The following is an 18,058-nucleotide window of genomic DNA, read 5'->3' as shown; positions in this document are numbered from 1 at the left end:
TTGACCTTATTATATTTTATGTCAAATGATACAATTAAAGTTAAAGTAAGCATGCGATGCGGAGGATTAAATTTTGAATAGGGATAAAGAAGAACTTAAAAAGTGGTTGAACTGTTTAGGTAAATAAAAAGGTGGAGATTATTTAATGGCTAATGATAATGAAATTACATCAGGCATCAGTCATGCTTCTGTTAATATTGCAAAACTTATTGAAGATAATTATGTAATCGTTTGTGACACAAATGTATATTTAGGTTTGTACCGTTTTTCGCCAGATTTCGCTAATTTTGCTTTAGACTGTTTACGGAAAATACAAGCGCATATAATGATTCCTTATACTGTTAAAATCGAATATGATAAACACTATCAGGCTCTATTCAAACGTCGTCAAGGTAAGATTGAAAATTCAATAGAGGACACAATGAATTTAATTGAAAAGCAGCAAAATAAACTAAAAAACAGTTGTGCTACTTTAATTACTCGCCAATTTCCAGGAGCAGATGAACTTATAGATGAAATTGATGAAAAATATGATGAATTAAAAACTATGCTTACAGATTACTTTGAACAGCGAGGTGTTTTAACCCTAATACAAGAAAATAGTTGGACAATTGATGTCGTTAAGGAATTTGTACAAAAATTAATTGACGATAAACAGATAATGCAAGATTTTACTCGGGATGAGATATATAAGATATGCGAAGAGGGTAAAAAAAGATATAAAAAAGAAATACCTCCAGGATATAAAGATGGTAAGAATAAAGATGGTATTCGAAAATATAGCGATTTGATCTTATGGAAAGAAGTATTACAATTTGCTAAGGAAAAGCAGAGTAATATTATTTTTGTTACAGATGATGTAAAGGCAGATTGGTGGAATCGCAAAAAGGATAAAGTCGAATTTTTGTCACAACTTTATGAGGAATTTGCTAAAGATACAAAGAAAAGGGAATCAGAAAATGGTGGCGTTGCCGGACCTTCGATGAAAATCGTGCCATTTGTATCTGCGGATTTCTATGAAGCTGTTTCTAGGAGTATGAACGTTCCAAAAACCGATGTTGTAGAACAAGCACTGAGAATTACTGATAAAGTTTACATAAACATGATTGAGCATGCAGCATTTGATTCTATACATGACACTCTAAAGTATTCTGGCTTTGATTACGTTGATGAATCAGCATTAACATATATAGGTTCAGAGGGTATTGAAGAATGGGATATTGATAATTACACATTAGACAGTTTTACAATGGTTGAGCGTGATGATGATCAGATAATATATGAATTGAGATATAATGTGGAAATGAGCAGTCGTTCTTGTGATTATTGGGGGAGAGATGATGACACAAAGGAAGTTATTGTTTCTCCCGATTATAAGCACGGGGTAATGGGGCAACTAACTATCAGTGTTGTTAGAACTGTCGATATGTTTATGGATTTTGAGGACTCAGATGATTTTGATTCGTCTGAAATTGTTTCCGGAGATTTTCTGGAAACGTCCTTTCAATCTTGTTTTCCAGATGATGATATTGATGATGTTCCGGATGCTTATAGTAGATGTCCGGATTGTGGTCGAAAAATCAACATAGAAAATGACGGTGGTAATGGGTTTTGTTTGAACTGTGCACCAAATCATTAACGAAAGCCGGTGAAGGTGCCCTTTATGAGGGCACCTTTAAAATCATCTCCATCTCCAATTAATTTCATTATCATTTTCATAAATTCCAGGGAGGGATATAGCTACCTTTTTTTGTTTTTCATCAATAATAAACCAATTTTCATCATCTAACCATTCTTCACTATACTGCTCTATGGCAAAAGGGTCATCCTCGTTTACTACGGCCTTAAAGAAATCTTTGAACTTTTCCATGTTTTCATTAGGAATGATTGTTCCATACATCCAGACACCTTCAACAGTAGCGCCTTTTATTTCACCCAAGCATTCATTTTTATAATATAGAAGCATACTATCACTCCTTCGGATGCAGTTTGATAAATTGTTTTGGAACTTCACCTTTTACAAAGTATTCAGTATCTCTTTGAGTCCATTTTAAAGCTTTGTTTTTCCAATGTTCAGACTGTCGAGTATCATTTTTGATTAACCTTTCAATTTGTTTAGGCGATAAAATTACAATATCCTTCACTTCACCAGACCTGATTGCTTTACGGAGAGCAGATATGTCGAGCTCTATTATATTTTCACCATATCCCTTTGCAACCTTTTGATTTATTGTAAAACTTGTATATGGGCTGTTGGATTTCCCGCCTTTTCTGTATCCTCCAAGGACGTGCTCTGTTACAGTAACCTGACGACCTTGGTACATACCAGTTTTGTTGGCAGGTACAAGATTACCGGTTTCGGGAGAAATATGAGACTTACCTATGCCGTTTGGTCTTTCAGGCTCATAGGGAAAGTCTTCACCTCTGTAAAGATTAGTGGCCTTACCGTTGTATGAGTTTACATTAAGCACTTTTCCGGCTTTTTGCATCCCGAAAGGTGCTATCATTGCGATCGCGCGATCTAGACTATCCTGTCGCTGCTCATCCGAAATCTTATTCCCGAACATATCCCGGCCGGTGATTGTTTCGCTGAACCCGTTGGCCGCGGCTAGACCGTATAGACCCTTTTCAGAGTTTTTCAAAGCCTGGAATGTTTTCGGCGTTCTATAGGCAGCCAGGGCTTTATCAACTGTTGTGACCGCCTTCTCGGCTTTGTACATGCTGTATGCGCCTTTGATCCCTTTAGCACCTTTCCCGAACCACCCGACAACCGGGATGTATCCGGCGGCACCCATCGCTCCCGCAGCAACCCGTTGCCCATATGTCAGCTTCTCACCTGTGACGGGGTCGACTCCTTCAGAAGCTCTCTTGTAATCATAATAACCAGTGATTTCGCCCACAAATGTGCTGCCGGCATCAAGCATTTTTTCATACCATGGCCGGTTTGCAAGCTCTTCCTGCTTCCTGGCAAGTTCCTCTTGCTCCTTGGCAATTCGCCGAGCTTCGGCCTGATCTTTTTTAAACTGGATATAGTTTTCAGCATTTTTATGTACGTCGTCTTTCAGTTGATAGGCTTCGCTGGCCCGGTAAGCTTTGGCATCATAGTGAATCGGGGAAGCACTTTTCCCTTTGCCAGTTGCACCGATTAGAGCGGTATAGTCAGCGGTAACCATCTGCTGGTTGATTTCAGATGCGGCGTATTCCTCTTTGAGAGCGGCGTCCAGATCATCGACGGCTTTGATCGTGTCTTTGCGCTCATCGTTTGCATCATTGAGGTGTTGTTTGAATGTGTCAGTTGAAAAGACTTCTAAAGGCAGTATATCATGGATGCTTTGTAAAATGGCCTTCATGTCTTTTTTCTGCTGCGAAACAATTGCCTTAGAATTTTTATAGGCATTGGCAAGCTGGTTCTCAAGAAACTCCATGTCGACAAACGTGTCTCCGGAAAGGTTGGGATCTTTCACAGCTGAAGAAACACCGTTGAGAAACTGAATCTGCATATCAATCAGATCGACCCAGTCGTCCACGATTCCTGCCTGATCCTTGTAAAAAGCTTTGATGTTGTCCGCGCCTTTTCCCTGAAGATCGTCCCCGAGGTCTGCCATTCCTCGGAACGCCTTTTTCAGGTTGACAAACTGCTCTCTGGTGCTTTGGTACTCCTTGGACCGTTTCTCCATAGCGGCTAATAAAGTTTTTGACTCATAGATTTTCATTCATCAAACCCTTCCTAAATCTTAGTCAGTAAATATTTTACCACTATACGGAAATGAATTGGTGAATAAATCCTTCTCATCTATGAAAATAAATCTTATTGAGGTAAAATATGGTTGTAAAAAAATGAATTATTATGTAAAATGGTCAACATGAAGAAAAAGGAAATTTAATAATTGTAATTATCTAAAAACTCTTAATCTTGAGAAAGGATGATGGGGAATTGGGAGTGAAAATTGCGTCTGAACAAGTGGTGAATATGTTGAATCAATGGTATGGACAAATTAAACGTCAAAACGTACACAATGCCAAAGAAATGAGATCTGAGATCGAACAAGCTATGAAAAACATGGAAGAGAATCAAAATGTTTTGCTTTACTTTAATATGATTGATTCCAGATATAAATTGCTTCAAGAGCATTACACTGAATCCGGAATCCTCTTGAAGAGTCTGAAAAACCAAACAGAACAAAGTAAGACCGATGACATGTTGCAGTATTATTTTTATTTCTTCAGCGGTCTTTATGAGTTTTACATGAAAAATTTTACCCAAGCCATTAATTTTTACAGAATAGCGGAAGCGAAACTTCATAAGATCCCCGATGAGATCGAAAAGGCAGAGTTTCACTATCAAGTTGCAATTGCATATTATAAGATTAAACAACATTTCTTTTCGTTAAACCATATCGAAAAAGCATTGGAATCATTTAAAGCCTATGAAGAATACAGCAACCGAGTTATTAAAAGTACAATGGTTATCGCGGCAAACTACATGGATTTATATCGCTATGAAGAAGCAATTAAACTCTACAAACAAGCTTTAGAAAAAGCACGGACTACGGATGACCCGTTCTCGGAAAGTTTAGCTTATTTTAACTTGGGAGTATGTTATGAACGACGCGATCATCTTTCCGAAGCAAAGGAATATCTGCAACAAGCTATCGATATACCCGAAAATCGGCAATCAGTATCTGCTATTAGAACAATGTACATGTTGAGTAGGGTTTTATACAAAACAAATTCCTTGGACGAGGCGCGTACATGGTATCGAAAAAGCTTTTCCAGGGCAGAAGAAGCAGCAGACTTTGAATATAAAGCCAAGCTGCAAATCATATACTCTTTGTATGATCGGCAAGATTCTGTTTGCTTAGATGAGGGATTAGAGCAATTGAAAAACAAGAAGCTCTGGTCAGATGTCGCAGAACTGACATCACTTGCTGCTTACCATTATAAAAAAGAAGGAGATATTCATAATTCGGCGAAGTATTTTGAGCAGGCTTGCCACGCGAAAGACCAAATTCTTAAACTTACGGAGGTGTTGTCATGAAACGCGCCAAATTAATTTTGACTACTGCAATTTTCGGAGGTCTTCTTGTCGCATTCAGTCTTTCAAACACATCAACAGGGAATGCCGAGTTTGGAACATCTGCGCCGATAAAGGTCGCGGAAGATGCTCACTTCGGTTAATTCTTTTTAGCCCTTCTCGAAAACTGGGAAGGGCTTATTTTACGCTAACAACATCCTCAAACTTGATAAAACGTGTAACCCATATTACATGAGATATTCTTGGCTGCGGATTTATGTTTCTCTACAATTTGAAAAGTCAAGGCCCGAAAAAGGCCTTGATTTTTCTATTATTTGATCGGTTTGAGACGGGCTTCGATCTCATTTCGTCTGTTTTCCAGATACGGAGGAAGCGCAAGGCTTTGACCAAGCTCATCGATGTCTTCGTCGACGGCAAATCCGGGACCGTCTGTCGACAGCTCAAACAGGATGCCGTTCGGTTCTCTGAAATACAGCGCTTTGAAATAATAGCGTTCTACGATGCCGGAATTGTTGAAGCCGTGCGCGCTGATGGTTTCATGCCATTTTTGCAGTTCTTCCTCATCTTTGACGCGGAATGCGACATGATGGACGCTTCCTTTTCCGGGGCGCTCCCTTCTGTGGTCTTTCGTCTCCGTGATATGGACTTCCGTCGCGGCTCCGCCTTCTCCTGATTCAAAAATGAGGAGCTTGCGGCCGGTGTCGGCGATGGTTTCTTCAGCGATCTGCCGAAAGCCGAGGATGTCTGTCAGAACTGATGCAGTCGGCGCCTGATCAGAGACAGACAGCTCGACCGGGCCGAGTCCCCTGATTGCATATTCTTTAGGTATGACGCTGTTTTTCACAGGCACTCCGATGTCTTTACCTTTTTCATCAGCAGCGAGAATGATATTTTGGCCTTCATGATCTGAAAAACTGAGAATGCTGCGCCCTGCCCGCTTTGTGATGCCTCCGTGGCGAACGCCGAGCTCAATGAGACGTTTTTCCCAAAAGCGGAGCGCCTTCTCCCCCGGCACGCGAAGGGATAGCGAAGAAATGCAGTTCGTTCCTTCTATGCGACGCGCGAGCATCGGAATCTCGAAAAACGTCAAATCCGATCCCGGAGTCGCCACCTCATCTCCGTAAAACAAATGATACATGGTCGGATCATCCTGATTGACCGTTTTTTTGATAAGCTTCATTCCAAGTCCTCTCACATAGAAATCGAGATTTTTTTGCGCATTTGCCGTTAACGCGGATACGTGGTGAATACCGTGTACGTTCATGTAGATCCTCTCCTATCCAAAAATATCTCGAATTCGAGATATATCTTATGTCCAAATTATGTGATTTCGCGGCAAAAGTCAACCGATTCGACTCGACCGAAAAACCTTAACAATAACTATTTTATCAACTATTAAAGTTCGCTTATAAAACTAATAAAAGGCAATTTACACGATTGAAAATGGATAAAAAACGGGAAAATACGAAAATCAGAAAATTTATTTTATTTTTATTTTACGAAATTGGTATTACAATATAAAAAAAGTTTTTTAGATGAACAATGGGAGGCGTAACAAATGAATGCAGAAGCAAACGGACTCAGGAAAGAGATAGGCTTGTTATTTGCGCTTTCTCTTGTCATTGGAACGATCATCGGCTCAGGCGTGTTTATGAAGCCCGGCAGCGTTCTTTCTTATTCCGGAAATGCGCAGATCGCGCTTTTCGCCTGGCTTCTCGGAGGGGTTTTAACGCTTGCGGGCGGATTGACCATCGCCGAAATCGGCACACAGATACCGAAAACGGGCGGTCTTTATACGTATCTTGAAGAGATTTACGGAGAGTTTTGGGGCTTTTTGTGCAGCTGGGTCCAGATTATCATTTACGGACCGGCGATCATCGGCGCCATCGGGTTGTATTTCGGCTCTCTCGTGACCCATTTGTTTTCCTGGGACAAGTCATGGGCAGCGCTTGTCGGCATCATCACCCTCGCCTTTTTGTGCATCGTCAACATCATCGGCACTAAATACGGCGGAGTGATTCAGACGATCACGACAGTCGGAAAGCTGATTCCCATTGTCTTTATCGTGATTTTCGGCCTTTGGAAAGGCGATGAGCAGATCTTCAGCACGGTCACATCCAGCATCAGTGACCAAAACTTCGGGGCCGCCGTTTTGGCGACATTGTTTGCATATGACGGCTGGATTCTTCTCGCAGCGCTCGGAGGAGAGATGAAGCATCCTGAAAAGCTGCTTCCCAAAGCGATGACCGGAGGGATTCTCCTTGTCACGGCCTGCTATTTGTTTATCAATATAGCGCTGCTTCATGTTTTACCGGCTGATCAGATCGTTAAACTCGGCGAGAATGCGACGGGCACAGCCGCCTCGATGCTATTCGGGCCGATCGGCGGCAAACTGATCTCCATCGGAATCATCGTCAGCATTTTTGGATGCTTAAACGGAAAGGTGCTGTCCTTTCCGCGCGTGATATTCGCGATGGCCGAAAAGAAACAGCTGCCGTTTTCGCACTGGATCTCACACGTTCACCCGACGTTTCGTACGCCATGGATCGCCGTGATCGTGCAGATCGTCATCGCCTGTATTTTGATGGTCATCAGCAACCCCGAAAAGCTGTCAGAGGTTTCGATTTTTATGATTTACATCTTTTATGTGATGGCATTTTTCGCGGTGTTTATTTTAAGGAAGAAGAACAGCGGGCTGAAAAGATCGTACAGTGTGCCGCTTTACCCGTATTTGCCGATTGCGGCCATCGCCGGATCTTTGTTTGTCCTGGCAAGCACGCTTATCACGGACTTTTACAGCTGTTTATGGTCGATCTTGATCGGCCTTACCGGACTGCCGTTGTATTTTTGGATGAAAAAAAGAGATAACACCGTTTAAAAGCTGCCGGCAAATGCCGGCGGCTTTTTTATCCTTTCACAGACCCGATCAAAATCCCTTTGGCAAAGTGCTTTTGCAAAAACGGATACACAGCTAAAATCGGGAGCGTCGCAATGACGATGACGGCCAGTTTGATCGACTGCTCCGGCGGGACGGCGTTTTCTGCCAGTTCGTTTGTCGTTCCGGTCAGATCAGAAAGGATCGTCACCTGGCGCAGCACCATTTGCAGGGGCCATTTTGCGCTGTCATTGATGTAAAGGAGCGCGTGGAAAAAATCGTTCCAAATGCCGACCGCATAAAACAAGGCGAATGTCGCAACAATCGGTTTTGAAAGCGGAAGCGCGATCCGGAAAAACACGCCGATCTCCGAGCAGCCGTCGATTTTCGCCGACTCTTCGAGCTCTCTCGGCAGCTGCTGAAAAAAGTTTTTAATAATGATTAAATTAAACGGGTTGATCGCCATCGGCAAAATTAAAGCCCAGTAAGAATCAAGAAGTCCCAGCGATTTGACGACGAGGTACGTCGGAATCATCCCCCCGCTGAAAAGCATCGCAAAAATGACGAGGTTCAGCACCAGGTTCCTTCCTTTGACGTGCCGCTTGGCGAGCGGGTACGCCATCGTAAACGTAAAGACGAGCTGAATGATCGTGCCGACAATCGTGATGAACACAGACACCCCCATGCTCCTGATAAATGTCGGCGTTGAAAAAATATAGCGGTACGCATCAAGCGAAAAGGTCTCCGGAAAGATAAAAAAGCTGCGTTCCGCAAGTTCTGCTTCTGTTGCAAACGAACCGGCGATGATGTACAGAAAGGGCAGCACCGTCACAAGCCCGCAGCAGCCGAGGAAGACGATATTTAACACATCGAACGCCCGTCCGGCTTTCGTGTTATGAAGCGATTCTGGACCGGCCATTTCCTTTCACCCCCATTTTTAAAACAGACCGTCCTGGTCAAATTTTTTCGCAATATAGTTCGCCCCGAAAATCAGGATGACGCCGACCACCGATTTGAAAAGCCCGACTGCCGTACTGTAGCTGTAGGCGCCCTGCGTGATCCCGACAACGTAGACATACGTGTCAAAAATCTCTGCCACGCTTCTGTTCAAGGAGTTGGTCATTAAAAAAATCTGTTCAAAGCCGATGTTCAAAAAGCTGCCGATTCTAAGAATAAGCAGGACGACGACCGTGCTTCTGATCGCAGGAAGCGTAATATGCCACAATCTTCTGAAGCGGCCCGCCCCGTCCATCACGGCAGCTTCATACTGCTCCTGATCAACCGAAGCAAGCGCGGCCAAAAACAAAATCGTGCCCCAGCCCGTTTCCTTCCATATGCTCTGCATCACGATCAGCGGCCTGAACCATTCAGGGTCTGAGAGAAAAGAAATCTCTCCCCCCGTTATCCCTTCGATGAGTTTATTGATCACACCGGTGTCGACCGTAAAGAAGACAAAGGTGATGCTTGCGACGATCGTCCACGAGACAAAATGCGGGACATAGATCAGCGTCTGAATGCACCTTTTGTAAATGGCGTGCCTCAGCTCATTCAGCAGGAGGGCAAGGATGAGCGGCGCCGGAAATGCAAAAATCAAATCGAGAGCGGCGAGCATGAGCGTATTGCGCAGCAGCCTGAAAAAATCGGGATTCATAAAAAAGTCTTTAAAATACTCGAAACCGACCCATTCGCTTTGCCAGAAGCCGAGATACGGCGAATAATCCTTAAAGGCGATCAATACGCCCCACATCGGCCAGTATTTGAAAATGAGAAAATATAACACACCGGGAACGAGCAAAAGATACAGCCATTTGTCGCGTTTTATGGCGGTCAGCCAATTCGTTTTCCTTTTCGTTTTGACGGCGGCTCTCTCCGTTTTGGCGGCGATTTCCATCTGCCGCACCCCCTTTCGATGTACTGGTGAACAGCGCTATTTCGACTTTTGATACAATTGATTCAGCTCTTTCATCAGGTCCTCCCCGCCGCTTTTATACCAGAGTTCCACGGCATCCTTAAAGCCTTTTTCATCGATGTCACCAATGATAAACTGCGTTTTCGCGTCAAGGATGATGTTGTCGAGCTGTGCCCCTTTTTGCGTATATACATCAGATACGAGCGATTCAGCCGGGTTGAACACGGCTATTTTTTCGCCTTCTTTCATGACTTTCTGCCTGTGCTTGAACAGCTTGGACCTTTGCTCTTCGATATAATACCTTTGCTCGGGAATCCCCATGCTGAACTGTGCGAGTCCCTCATGCTCATAAAGCAGTTTTTTGTTGTTTCTTTCAAGGGATGTAAATGCGCCGTTTTCAAGCTTGTAATTCCGCCCTTCCACCCCGTTATTGGCGATGATCTGGGCTTGCTTGTCATTCATGTTGTCGAGAAACTCGAGCACCTCCTTCAATTCTTTTTCCGTTTTGACGCTCGCTTTCGGAATCGCGATCATTCCCGCATATCCTGAGGTAGGGAATGTATAGGTTCCCTTCGGCCCTTCTACGCTTCCGATGACGTCGATCACATCTTTGTTTCCGGAATCCTTTTCCTCTAAAGCGCTCTGGATTTGTGAAGCACGCGAACCTGTATCAACGATCACGCCCGCCTTTCCCTTCACAACCGGATCGTTCCACTTCGCCGAATCCATCACGGCAAAATCCCGGTTGATCAGCCGTTCATCGTAAAGCTTTTTAAAGAAGAAGAGCGCCTCCATATACTCGTCCGTCGTAAAATCGGGAACAAGCTCGCCATTCTCATTGACTCCGTAACGGTTCGGCGCTCCGAACCACGTCTGCATAATATCCCACGGACTTCCGTTGCCAAGCCCCATCCATTTCGGCACCACCATTCCGTACGTGTCGTCTTTGCCGTTTTTGTCAGGGTCTTTTTCTTTGAACGCTTTCAGGACTTCGTAAAAATCGTCGATCGTTTTCGGCATATCAAGCCCGACGTTATCCAGCCAGTCGGTTCTGATGATGATCGAGGCGCGGATCAGATCCCTTGCTCTGTATATGCCGTAGACCTCCCCGTTTATCGAGCTGTTTTTCATAACCTTTTTGTCTGCCCGGCTTAAGTTTTTGTAATCCTTTAAGTATGGAGAAAGCTCCCAAAATGCTCCTGCTTTGACCGATTTAATGAACCCCGGCGACTTGTCCGCCACAACGATGGCATGCGGCAAATCGCCTGAAGCCATAATGATGTTAAATTTGTCGTTGTAGGAAGAGTTCGGAACCCATGTCACACTGATTTGCTTTTTCGTATACGTTTCGAGCGCTTTTAGCGAAGGGCTGTTTTCCCCCGGGCTTTCCGGCGATAGAAGCGGAGCCATAATGCGGATTTCGTTTTTTTGTCCGTCCTTTTCCTGTTGATGAGACGTTTCATTTGCGCTGCCCCCCATGATAAATAAACAGACTGCCGGTGCGGCAAGCCATTTTTTCACGTTTTTCGGCATCAGCATCTGCGATTCCCCCTTTGATTTTCTCCTAAATGTAAAACGCTTTCAATTTTCCGGCAAGCTTCATTTTTTGCACTCTTTTTGTCCTTTATTTGCCGGCATGATCTTTTCTTGAAGGCTGCATTCGGGCAGCATATCACCCAGCAGTTCAAGCACGGCGATCGTGTTTAAACACCATTGCGATATGCAGTTGGTCGTAACCCACGGAATTTCATAGAGCGAATCCCATGTATTCGTCTTTCTTACAGCAACAGGAAGCGGAGTATGGCTCTTTGTTTCATCGAGCAAAAGTCCCCACGCTTTTTCGGCAAGCCTCCGGTCGTTCCGCCGTTTTGCCGCATAGGCGACCATCGCGGCGGAAAACATCGGCCAGTGAAACAGCCCGTCATGAAGCGTTCCGCCCGACATGCTTCGCTTTTCTTCATCGCTCAGCACATAACATTCACCGAATTCAGCCAGCATGTCACACCATTCTTCGTCCTCTAAAAGCCCGGCCAGCTCCATCCATACTTGCGGAGCGCCAAAGGCGATCACCATGTGGTAGCCTCCTTCGTTCCCGTCTCCGATATGAATCAGCTTCGCGCTCGCAGGTTCATATTCAAACGACGGACCTGACAGCAGGCGAAGCGGCATTGTTTTAAGCTGGGCGATTCCTTTTTGGATTTTCGCCAGGTAGGCCTGATCACCCGTTCGTTCCCATTCTGTCAGCCAATTGGAGCAGAATGCCGCCCAATCGGGGCCGACCCTCGCGTGCGTGGCTGTGCCGTTCGGATAATACGCCCTCATCGGGTCCAGCGTCTTTAATGCCTGGTCGGCATCCTTTACTTCTGTTAAAATGTCGCCCGTCCGTTCATCCGCGGTCAAAAAGTAGTAGGCTTTATGCAGCCCGGCCATGCTGATTCTCGCTTCCTTGCAACCGCAGCCCCAATGGACGACATTGTGCCTTGACCCCAGCCCTTTATATTCGCCGAAATGATAGCAGTCGACTTCGCTCGTATGGCGGGTCATCGCTTCTGCCATTCTGAACACGTCCTCCCTTCCCGATCTGAAAAACATCTGCCAAAGCCACAAATTCGGGACGAGCTCTGTATTTTGCCAGGCATAGCCGCCGAGGTCATAGCGCCACACATGGCGGACGGGGTCATACGTGTGCATGACATCGCCAAAATGCCAAAATCCGTACCAGCCGCGCTGGTCAACTTCATTTTTGTAAAAGGAAAAAGCCGCATTTAGCTGTTCTTCAAGCTTTGCTTTAAAGGGATGGCTCGTGTCTACCGCGCTCCATACACCAAGGGCGCGGGTTTTATAATAATAGTCCGGTTCACAGACCAAAAGCGGCGGATGCTGCCATTCGCCAGCCAATGCTGTGAGCTCTGCGCCGCTCGGCGGTTTTGTAAAAAAGGCAATGTTGGCTTCGCTCGTATTGGCGATTCCGACGGCTGTCGAGCGCATTTCCGCGAACCCTTCATAGGCGCTTTCGACATGGGTGCTCTTTGAATAATGGCGGAAATCCATCGCCTCTGCCTCAGGAGGCCAAAACCATGCGGTCATTTTCGTTTCTGTGGAGCCGAGGCCCGATACCTCAAGAGATGACGGATACTTTTCAAAAAAATTCTTTAGCCCTAGAGCCATTCCCCCGCTTTCGCCTCCCGCATACATCAGCCCTTTCGCTCGTCTTCCATGGATGGCGGACACCCATGCGCAATCTTCGCCAGTCCGTTTTTGCAATCTGTAATGAGTGGGCGAATCGTGAATAAGCTTATAGTCATTCCAAACCGCGTTTGTTGATGCATCACGGATCACTGCAGATGTATCGGCATTTTCCGTGATGAGCTCCCCCGCGATCTGCTTTTCGTAAATGCCGTTTCCCTCGCCAAACCGTCTCGTCAAAAGCAATTGGGCGGCTTCTCCGTAAATTCCGCTGTCAGCGGCAAAGCGGATATGCCGGTTCCACGGCGCCCCGCTGAACTTCGCGGAAAACTCAAGACCGATACCTTTCACCCATTCGCGTTTCGCATCACAATCGATCAAGATCGTGTACATGATCCTGATGGACGCACTTCCCGCATAAAAAATGAATCTGATGATAAATGGCAGCCACTCATTTCCGGAGCTTCCGCAGTGAACCCCCTCTGTCTTAATGACCGCCTTCACCGGGCCGTTTTGTTCGACTGACGCACTCTTGATCACACCTTCAAATCGTTCAATACGATGGATTTTCTCTGATGGTGTGCCGCCCCTCCTTTCTTTAAAAGCGATGAGCCGGCCGGCGCCAAATGTTTCACCCGAAACTGAAATCGAGCTGATCAATGGTGAACCCGTTTTGTTAAAGCAGCAGACAAGTAAACCTGTATTCACGGTGATCCCGTTTTCTGCCTCCGCCACTTGAAGACTCCTTACAGGCGCTTTTTGTCCTCCTTTTTGCAGGATAAAACGGTCAGCGCACCGTCCCTCAAAAACCGCTGCATGCCCGGTCCACTTTACAGACCCGTCAGGCCAGTACGCCAGCGGCCAGCTTTGCAAAAACGGCGCGGAACCGCCCGGTGCAGCAATTGAAAGCTGTTCTTCCTTTTGCAGCACGCCTTTTTTCCAAGGAACTCCCCATGTTACACCGCGTTTGACAGCGGGAGGCGATTTCAGCCATTTTAATTCAGCCTGTGTCATCAGAAGCGCTCCTCCTTTCGTTTTGCATCGATCAGCCTGATTTTCCGCATCAGGCGGCCTTTCCGTCAATCATCCGTTTTTGCAGCGGCACTTGTTGACAGAAGACAACGTTTTCTCCTTTTTTGCCGTCCCGTCTTTGTTTTGCCGCTGCAATGCCCGCAAAAAAAAGCCACCGGCAATCGCCGATGACTTACATGTCCGGAAACAGGATGATGCGGTATTGATACGGTCCGATCATCAGGCGTCCCGCTGCTTCCCTTTTATTCGCGATCAGGTCGACGGCGTCCTTATGAAGGGTAACTTCTCCCCCTTTGCCGTCCATATTGATCATCACCCAGACGATGCCGTCCGGTCCTGTCCGCGGGGCGACGATCGTGCCCGGCGTCACATCCGTTTTCATGGTGATGCCGGCTTCTTCGGCGTAATGGCTGATCAGCCTCTTCAGCATCACGTCTCCCGCTTCTCCAGCCGGCATTGAACCGAGCATGACGATTTTTCCTTTTCCCTGTTTATGCTCGGTGATAAAAGCCTTCCCTGATGCGGGGCCTTGTTCGATGATGCCAAGCGCTTCGGATGGACGGGCTTCAAAAACGGCGCTCCAGAGGCTTAGCGGAGCCTTTACGCCAAAAGCGCTTCCTACCGCGCGCCGTTCGTCCATCGGAAACGTATAAAGCGTTTTGACGCCGGCGCATGTTTCTAAAGGCCCCAGCCCGCAGTCCGTATGGATCGTATGGTGTTTTGTCCTCCCGCCAGTCAAAGGCCCGGCTACCCAAATGCCGCCGTTTTCCGCGAATGCCGACGCTTTTTCGATCAATTCCTGCGGCATGTAATGAAGAAACGGGGTAAACAAGAGCTTATAGCCGTCAAGTGCGCTTTCTTCGAAAATAACGTCCCTGTGGATGCCCAATGATACAAATCGTTCATAAAATCCGGTGATCAGCGACCTGTAATTGAGCCCTCGATGGGGCTCGGTTTTTAAAAATGCTTTCGCCCGGTCCGAGTAGACGACGGCAGCTTCAGCTTGAACGGGAGCGGTCGAAAGCATGACAGGCTCAATCTCTTTTCTGGCACGCTCGACTTCAAGCACATTCGCATATCCCACGTCAGGTTCGCCCCATGCGCTGAGGACGGACCCGTGCGGCTGCTCTGATCCCGCTCTTTGCTGCCGCCACAGCCAATAGCAAAAAGCCGCGCCGCCCAAGGCGTAGGAAGATACGGCTTCAGCCTTCAAATAGCCGTCTTCATGAGGCGCTGCATAGCTTTCGAGCGAAGCGCTGTAGGAAGGGCTTGTTTCCATAATCCAAAACGGCCGCCCTTTTTTGATGTTTCTCCATAAGTCACAGTTGAACAAAAAAGCTGCACTGTTTTCTTGGGAGGCGTACGTATCAAATGATGCAAAATCAAGATCGCTGAACAGCTCTTCATTGTTCACGCCGAACATGACGCTGCTGTTATGGGTGATCGGTGCATCTGAATAGGCTCTGATCACAGCCGCTTGTTCGCGGGCAAATTCGGCGATCTTTTCCATGGAAAACTGCTGATACATCGTCCTTAAAGAGGAATGATGCAAAAACGGCGTCGCGCCGGGCTGCGGAATTTGTTCGAAGCGTTGGTACGTCTCGCTCCATACATCGGCTCCCCACGCTTCATTCAGACTGTCAATCGACTGATATTTCTCCCTGAGCCATTTGTGCCACAGCGTTTTGCACGTCTGACACATGCATTCGCTGACATGGCATTTGAATTCATTGTCGAGCTGCCAGGCGGCAAGTCCGGGCAGCCTGCCGGTTTTTTGTGCGATTTGTTCGGTGATCAGCCTGGCCCGCTCCCTGAAATACGGATGGTTCGTACAGACATGCTGCCTTGAACCGTGGCCCATCGTTTCGCCTCTTTCGTTGACATACATCCTTTCGGGATGGCCGTGGGTCAGCCAGATCGGCGGAGTCGCCGTCGGCGTGCACATCACGGTTTCAATCTGATGGGAGGCAAGCTTCAGAATCACATCGACAAAAAAGCCGATGTCAAACTTCCCTTCTTCAGGCTCCATTTTCGACCAGGCAAACTCGCCGATCCTTACGACATTGATCCCCGCTTCTTTCATCTTTTTGATATCTTCTTCAAGAACGGCTTCATTCCATAATTCAGGATAGAAGCAGGCGCCGTGATACAGTTTTTTCATACTCACACCGTCTCTTTAACGAGCGGCAGTCCGAGCTCTTCAATACCGGCTGAGACGAGTTTTGCCATTTCCCGGGCGCCTTTTTTTGTAAAATGAGTGTAGTCATTTATATTTTCCGAAATCATGAAATATTTAAAAATCTCACTATAGCCTTTTTCCGAAAAATGCTGAAGACTTCTATCCATCAGGTCTATTAACAGAACGTCTTCTTCGGCTGCGACTTGCTTCATGGCGATGCAATAATCGGGGAAATCGTTTAAAAACACGCCATCCTTGTAATGAAGCCTTGCCACCGGGGTGATGAGAAGAGGTACGGCTTCTTTCTGGCGCGCCCCGTCGACATACATTTTTAAGTACTGTTTGTATGTCGTATACGGCTCTGTGTAGCGTTCGGGTTTGTCCTTTGACGAATCGTTGTGGCCCATTTGAACAAACAGCCAGTCGCCTTTTTTGATGACATCCAAAATCGAAGCAAGCCTTCCCTCTTCGACAAAGGTTTTTGAACTTCTGCCTCCGATCGCCCGATTGATCACCTGAACATCTTCCGACACATAGAGCTGCAGAAATTCCCCCCACCCTCCTTGGGGTGAATCCGCTTTGTAGTTCTGCACAGTCGAATCTCCAGCCAAATATATAGTGGTTGACACGATCAGGACACTCCTTTTCACGATAAAATTTTTTCAATTCTGTCCTCGGTTGTCAGCGGGGTTGCCGAACGTTTTTTAAGCAGATCCTGAAGTTTTTCTAAGCAGCGTTTCTGCGTTTTCGAGCGGCCATGATTGCCGCCGCGGCAGGAAGCTTAAACCCCGAATTCCTGCAGCAGCTGTACACCATATCGGTATAGCGTGTTCCGTTTGCCTGAAAATCCAGATTTGTCACCTCTTTCCGGCTCGTATTGCAATCGCTTTTTTTCATTTTATGGGAACTCATACTTTTTTGTTTTTGAAAAAGCATCGGGATTCGCCCGACGCCTCCGGTATCGCACCTATTTTTGCCGATATGTTACAAATTTGTCTTCAGCGATGATTTCCCTGATCCGCTCCTTCGGATCGCCTTCTGAAATACCGCCGTGATAGCAGATCCCCCTGTCAATATCGCAATCTAAAAATTTCTCAAGAGACTTAAGTGCCTGCTTCATATCGGGCGTGACCCGGGGAACGGGCGGCTGCAAAACGCCTTCTGAGCAAACGAGTGCATCGCCTGTGATTAACGTTTTGCTTTTCTTCAAATAGAGGCTGATGTGGCCTGGGGTATGACCAGGTGTGGCGATCACCCGAATGCCGCCGCAAAACGGCAGTTCCATTCCGTCTTCCAGCTCCCGGTCGATTTTCGCTTTCGGCGGATGTTCTAAAATGGCCAGCAACGCTCGCGGCATCGCTTTTTTCGTTTCCTCATCCATATGCTTCGGATCTGTTTTCATGAGTGGACGCTCGCCCTCAATGTACGGCTTTTCCAGCTTATGGGCATAGCTTTTTGCCCGGCCGCCGGCTTCCCGTAATAAATCGGGAAGATTGCCGATGTGATCGATATCCTGGTGCGTCAAAATCACCGCCTGAAGGCTGCTGATCGGGACTCCCGCCTTCTCTATCTCCCGCTTGATTTGTTCAAATTGCCCCGGCATGCCGGTGTCGATTAAAACGGCCGCTTCTTCATCCCATACAAGCACGGGATTCAGCATCATCTGCTGTCCAAAAGCCTCTCCGCCTATTTCAAGCATTTCCAAACCGTCTGACATTCTCATCGATCATCCGCTCCTTACTAAAGACTGGTACACAGGCTTTCTGTACATCAACAAGCATAATAGCGGATAATACATTTGTCGATAAATAAATAATTATATCACACATTTTATATATTGTC

At 46.4% G+C, this 18,058-nt stretch carries 15 protein-coding genes; 4 read left to right on the top strand and 11 right to left on the bottom strand.

Translation table 11 applies throughout. The features are described from left to right. Positions 1-145: 145 nt before the first annotated feature. A complete protein-coding gene (locus tag NSQ39_RS05735; RefSeq protein WP_175076293.1) occupies positions 146-1,639 on the top strand; it encodes a PIN domain-containing protein in 1,494 nt (497 codons plus the stop codon). Between the two features lie 42 nt (positions 1,640-1,681). On the opposite strand, the gene NSQ39_RS05730 is transcribed toward NSQ39_RS05735, so the two are convergent. Beyond that, on the bottom strand, positions 1,682-1,966 hold the full coding sequence (locus NSQ39_RS05730; protein WP_175076294.1) for a hypothetical protein: 285 nt from the start codon (positions 1,964-1,966) through the stop codon (positions 1,682-1,684). Between the two features lie 4 nt (positions 1,967-1,970). Then, positions 1,971-3,677: a ribonuclease YeeF family protein gene (locus tag NSQ39_RS05725; protein WP_445662410.1), complete on the bottom strand. Its 1,707-nt coding sequence runs from the start codon at positions 3,675-3,677 to the stop codon at positions 1,971-1,973. Positions 3,678-3,940: 263 nt separating this feature from the next. Here NSQ39_RS05725 and NSQ39_RS05720 point away from each other — a divergent pair, with 263 nt between their 5' ends. Both NSQ39_RS05720 and NSQ39_RS05715 read left to right on the top strand, forming a co-directional pair. Beyond that, entirely contained in the window at positions 3,941-5,038 is a 1,098-nt protein-coding gene (locus NSQ39_RS05720; protein ID WP_309245919.1) for a Rap family tetratricopeptide repeat protein, read from the top strand. Continuing rightward, positions 5,035-5,178 (top strand): hypothetical protein, encoded by a 144-nt coding sequence (locus NSQ39_RS05715; RefSeq protein ID WP_175076297.1) that lies wholly within the window; start codon positions 5,035-5,037, stop codon positions 5,176-5,178. Before NSQ39_RS05720 ends, NSQ39_RS05715 begins: the two co-directional genes overlap by 4 nt. A 167-nt stretch (positions 5,179-5,345) precedes the next feature. Here the strand turns inward: NSQ39_RS05715 and NSQ39_RS05710 are convergent, their stop codons facing one another. Further along, positions 5,346-6,299: a ring-cleaving dioxygenase gene (locus tag NSQ39_RS05710; RefSeq protein WP_175076298.1), complete on the bottom strand. Its 954-nt coding sequence runs from the start codon at positions 6,297-6,299 to the stop codon at positions 5,346-5,348. Between the two features lie 294 nt (positions 6,300-6,593). Between NSQ39_RS05710 and NSQ39_RS05705 the strand changes: the two genes are divergently transcribed. Further along, positions 6,594-7,913: an APC family permease gene (locus tag NSQ39_RS05705; protein WP_175076299.1), complete on the top strand. Its 1,320-nt coding sequence runs from the start codon at positions 6,594-6,596 to the stop codon at positions 7,911-7,913. 28 nt (positions 7,914-7,941) lie between these two features. Here NSQ39_RS05705 and NSQ39_RS05700 read toward each other — a convergent pair whose 3' ends face one another. The 8 genes from NSQ39_RS05700 to NSQ39_RS05665 form a co-directional block, all read right to left on the bottom strand. Next, a complete protein-coding gene (locus tag NSQ39_RS05700) occupies positions 7,942-8,829 on the bottom strand; it encodes a carbohydrate ABC transporter permease (protein ID WP_048354419.1) in 888 nt (295 codons plus the stop codon). An 18-nt stretch (positions 8,830-8,847) separates the two neighbouring features. Then, entirely contained in the window at positions 8,848-9,801 is a 954-nt protein-coding gene (locus NSQ39_RS05695; protein ID WP_175076301.1) for an ABC transporter permease, read from the bottom strand. 36 nt (positions 9,802-9,837) lie between these two features. Further along, positions 9,838-11,352 (bottom strand): extracellular solute-binding protein, encoded by a 1,515-nt coding sequence (locus NSQ39_RS05690; RefSeq protein WP_341016876.1) that lies wholly within the window; start codon positions 11,350-11,352, stop codon positions 9,838-9,840. Between the two features lie 66 nt (positions 11,353-11,418). After that, positions 11,419-14,019 carry an exo-rhamnogalacturonan lyase family protein gene (locus tag NSQ39_RS05685; protein ID WP_335497142.1) on the bottom strand — a complete coding sequence of 867 codons (2,601 nt, stop codon included), beginning with the start codon at positions 14,017-14,019 and terminating at the stop codon, positions 11,419-11,421. 190 nt (positions 14,020-14,209) lie between these two features. Continuing rightward, entirely contained in the window at positions 14,210-16,198 is a 1,989-nt protein-coding gene (locus NSQ39_RS05680) for a beta-galactosidase (protein WP_175076303.1), read from the bottom strand. Between the two features lie 2 nt (positions 16,199-16,200). Next, complete coding sequence (locus NSQ39_RS05675; protein WP_175076304.1) at positions 16,201-16,845, bottom strand: rhamnogalacturonan acetylesterase; 645 nt, start codon at positions 16,843-16,845, stop codon at positions 16,201-16,203. A gap of 97 nt (positions 16,846-16,942) precedes the next feature. Then, on the bottom strand, positions 16,943-17,113 hold the full coding sequence (locus NSQ39_RS05670) for a hypothetical protein (RefSeq protein WP_175076305.1): 171 nt from the start codon (positions 17,111-17,113) through the stop codon (positions 16,943-16,945). A gap of 70 nt (positions 17,114-17,183) precedes the next feature. After that, positions 17,184-17,939 carry an MBL fold metallo-hydrolase gene (locus tag NSQ39_RS05665; RefSeq protein ID WP_175076306.1) on the bottom strand — a complete coding sequence of 252 codons (756 nt, stop codon included), beginning with the start codon at positions 17,937-17,939 and terminating at the stop codon, positions 17,184-17,186. Positions 17,940-18,058 lie beyond the last annotated feature (119 nt).

The organism is Bacillus sp. FSL W8-0848 (assembly GCF_038007805.1).
In the GTDB taxonomy this organism is placed as follows: domain Bacteria; phylum Bacillota; class Bacilli; order Bacillales; family Bacillaceae; genus Bacillus; species Bacillus glycinifermentans.
The sequence above is the reverse complement of the archived record's forward strand: the minus strand, read 5'-3'. Positions and strand labels throughout refer to the sequence as shown.

What these genes read in the sequence shown, in the direction of transcription:
- NSQ39_RS05735 (WP_175076293.1), top strand. Translation starts at nt 146, where the DNA reads ATGGCTAATGATAATGAAATTACATCAGGCATCAGTCATGCTTCTGTT.
- NSQ39_RS05730 (WP_175076294.1), bottom strand. Translation starts at nt 1,966, where the DNA reads ATGCTTCTATATTATAAAAATGAATGCTTGGGTGAAATAAAAGGCGCT.
- NSQ39_RS05725 (WP_445662410.1), bottom strand. Translation starts at nt 3,677, where the DNA reads ATGGAGAAACGGTCCAAGGAGTACCAAAGCACCAGAGAGCAGTTTGTC.
- NSQ39_RS05715 (WP_175076297.1), top strand. Translation starts at nt 5,035, where the DNA reads ATGAAACGCGCCAAATTAATTTTGACTACTGCAATTTTCGGAGGTCTT.
- NSQ39_RS05710 (WP_175076298.1), bottom strand. Translation starts at nt 6,299, where the DNA reads ATGAACGTACACGGTATTCACCACGTATCCGCGTTAACGGCAAATGCG.
- NSQ39_RS05705 (WP_175076299.1), top strand. Translation starts at nt 6,594, where the DNA reads ATGAATGCAGAAGCAAACGGACTCAGGAAAGAGATAGGCTTGTTATTT.
- NSQ39_RS05700 (WP_048354419.1), bottom strand. Translation starts at nt 8,829, where the DNA reads ATGGCCGGTCCAGAATCGCTTCATAACACGAAAGCCGGACGGGCGTTC.
- NSQ39_RS05695 (WP_175076301.1), bottom strand. Translation starts at nt 9,801, where the DNA reads ATGGAAATCGCCGCCAAAACGGAGAGAGCCGCCGTCAAAACGAAAAGG.
- NSQ39_RS05690 (WP_341016876.1), bottom strand. Translation starts at nt 11,352, where the DNA reads ATGCCGAAAAACGTGAAAAAATGGCTTGCCGCACCGGCAGTCTGTTTA.
- NSQ39_RS05685 (WP_335497142.1), bottom strand. Translation starts at nt 14,019, where the DNA reads ATGACACAGGCTGAATTAAAATGGCTGAAATCGCCTCCCGCTGTCAAA.
- NSQ39_RS05680 (WP_175076303.1), bottom strand. Translation starts at nt 16,198, where the DNA reads ATGAAAAAACTGTATCACGGCGCCTGCTTCTATCCTGAATTATGGAAT.
- NSQ39_RS05670 (WP_175076305.1), bottom strand. Translation starts at nt 17,113, where the DNA reads ATGAAAAAAAGCGATTGCAATACGAGCCGGAAAGAGGTGACAAATCTG.
- NSQ39_RS05665 (WP_175076306.1), bottom strand. Translation starts at nt 17,939, where the DNA reads ATGAGAATGTCAGACGGTTTGGAAATGCTTGAAATAGGCGGAGAGGCT.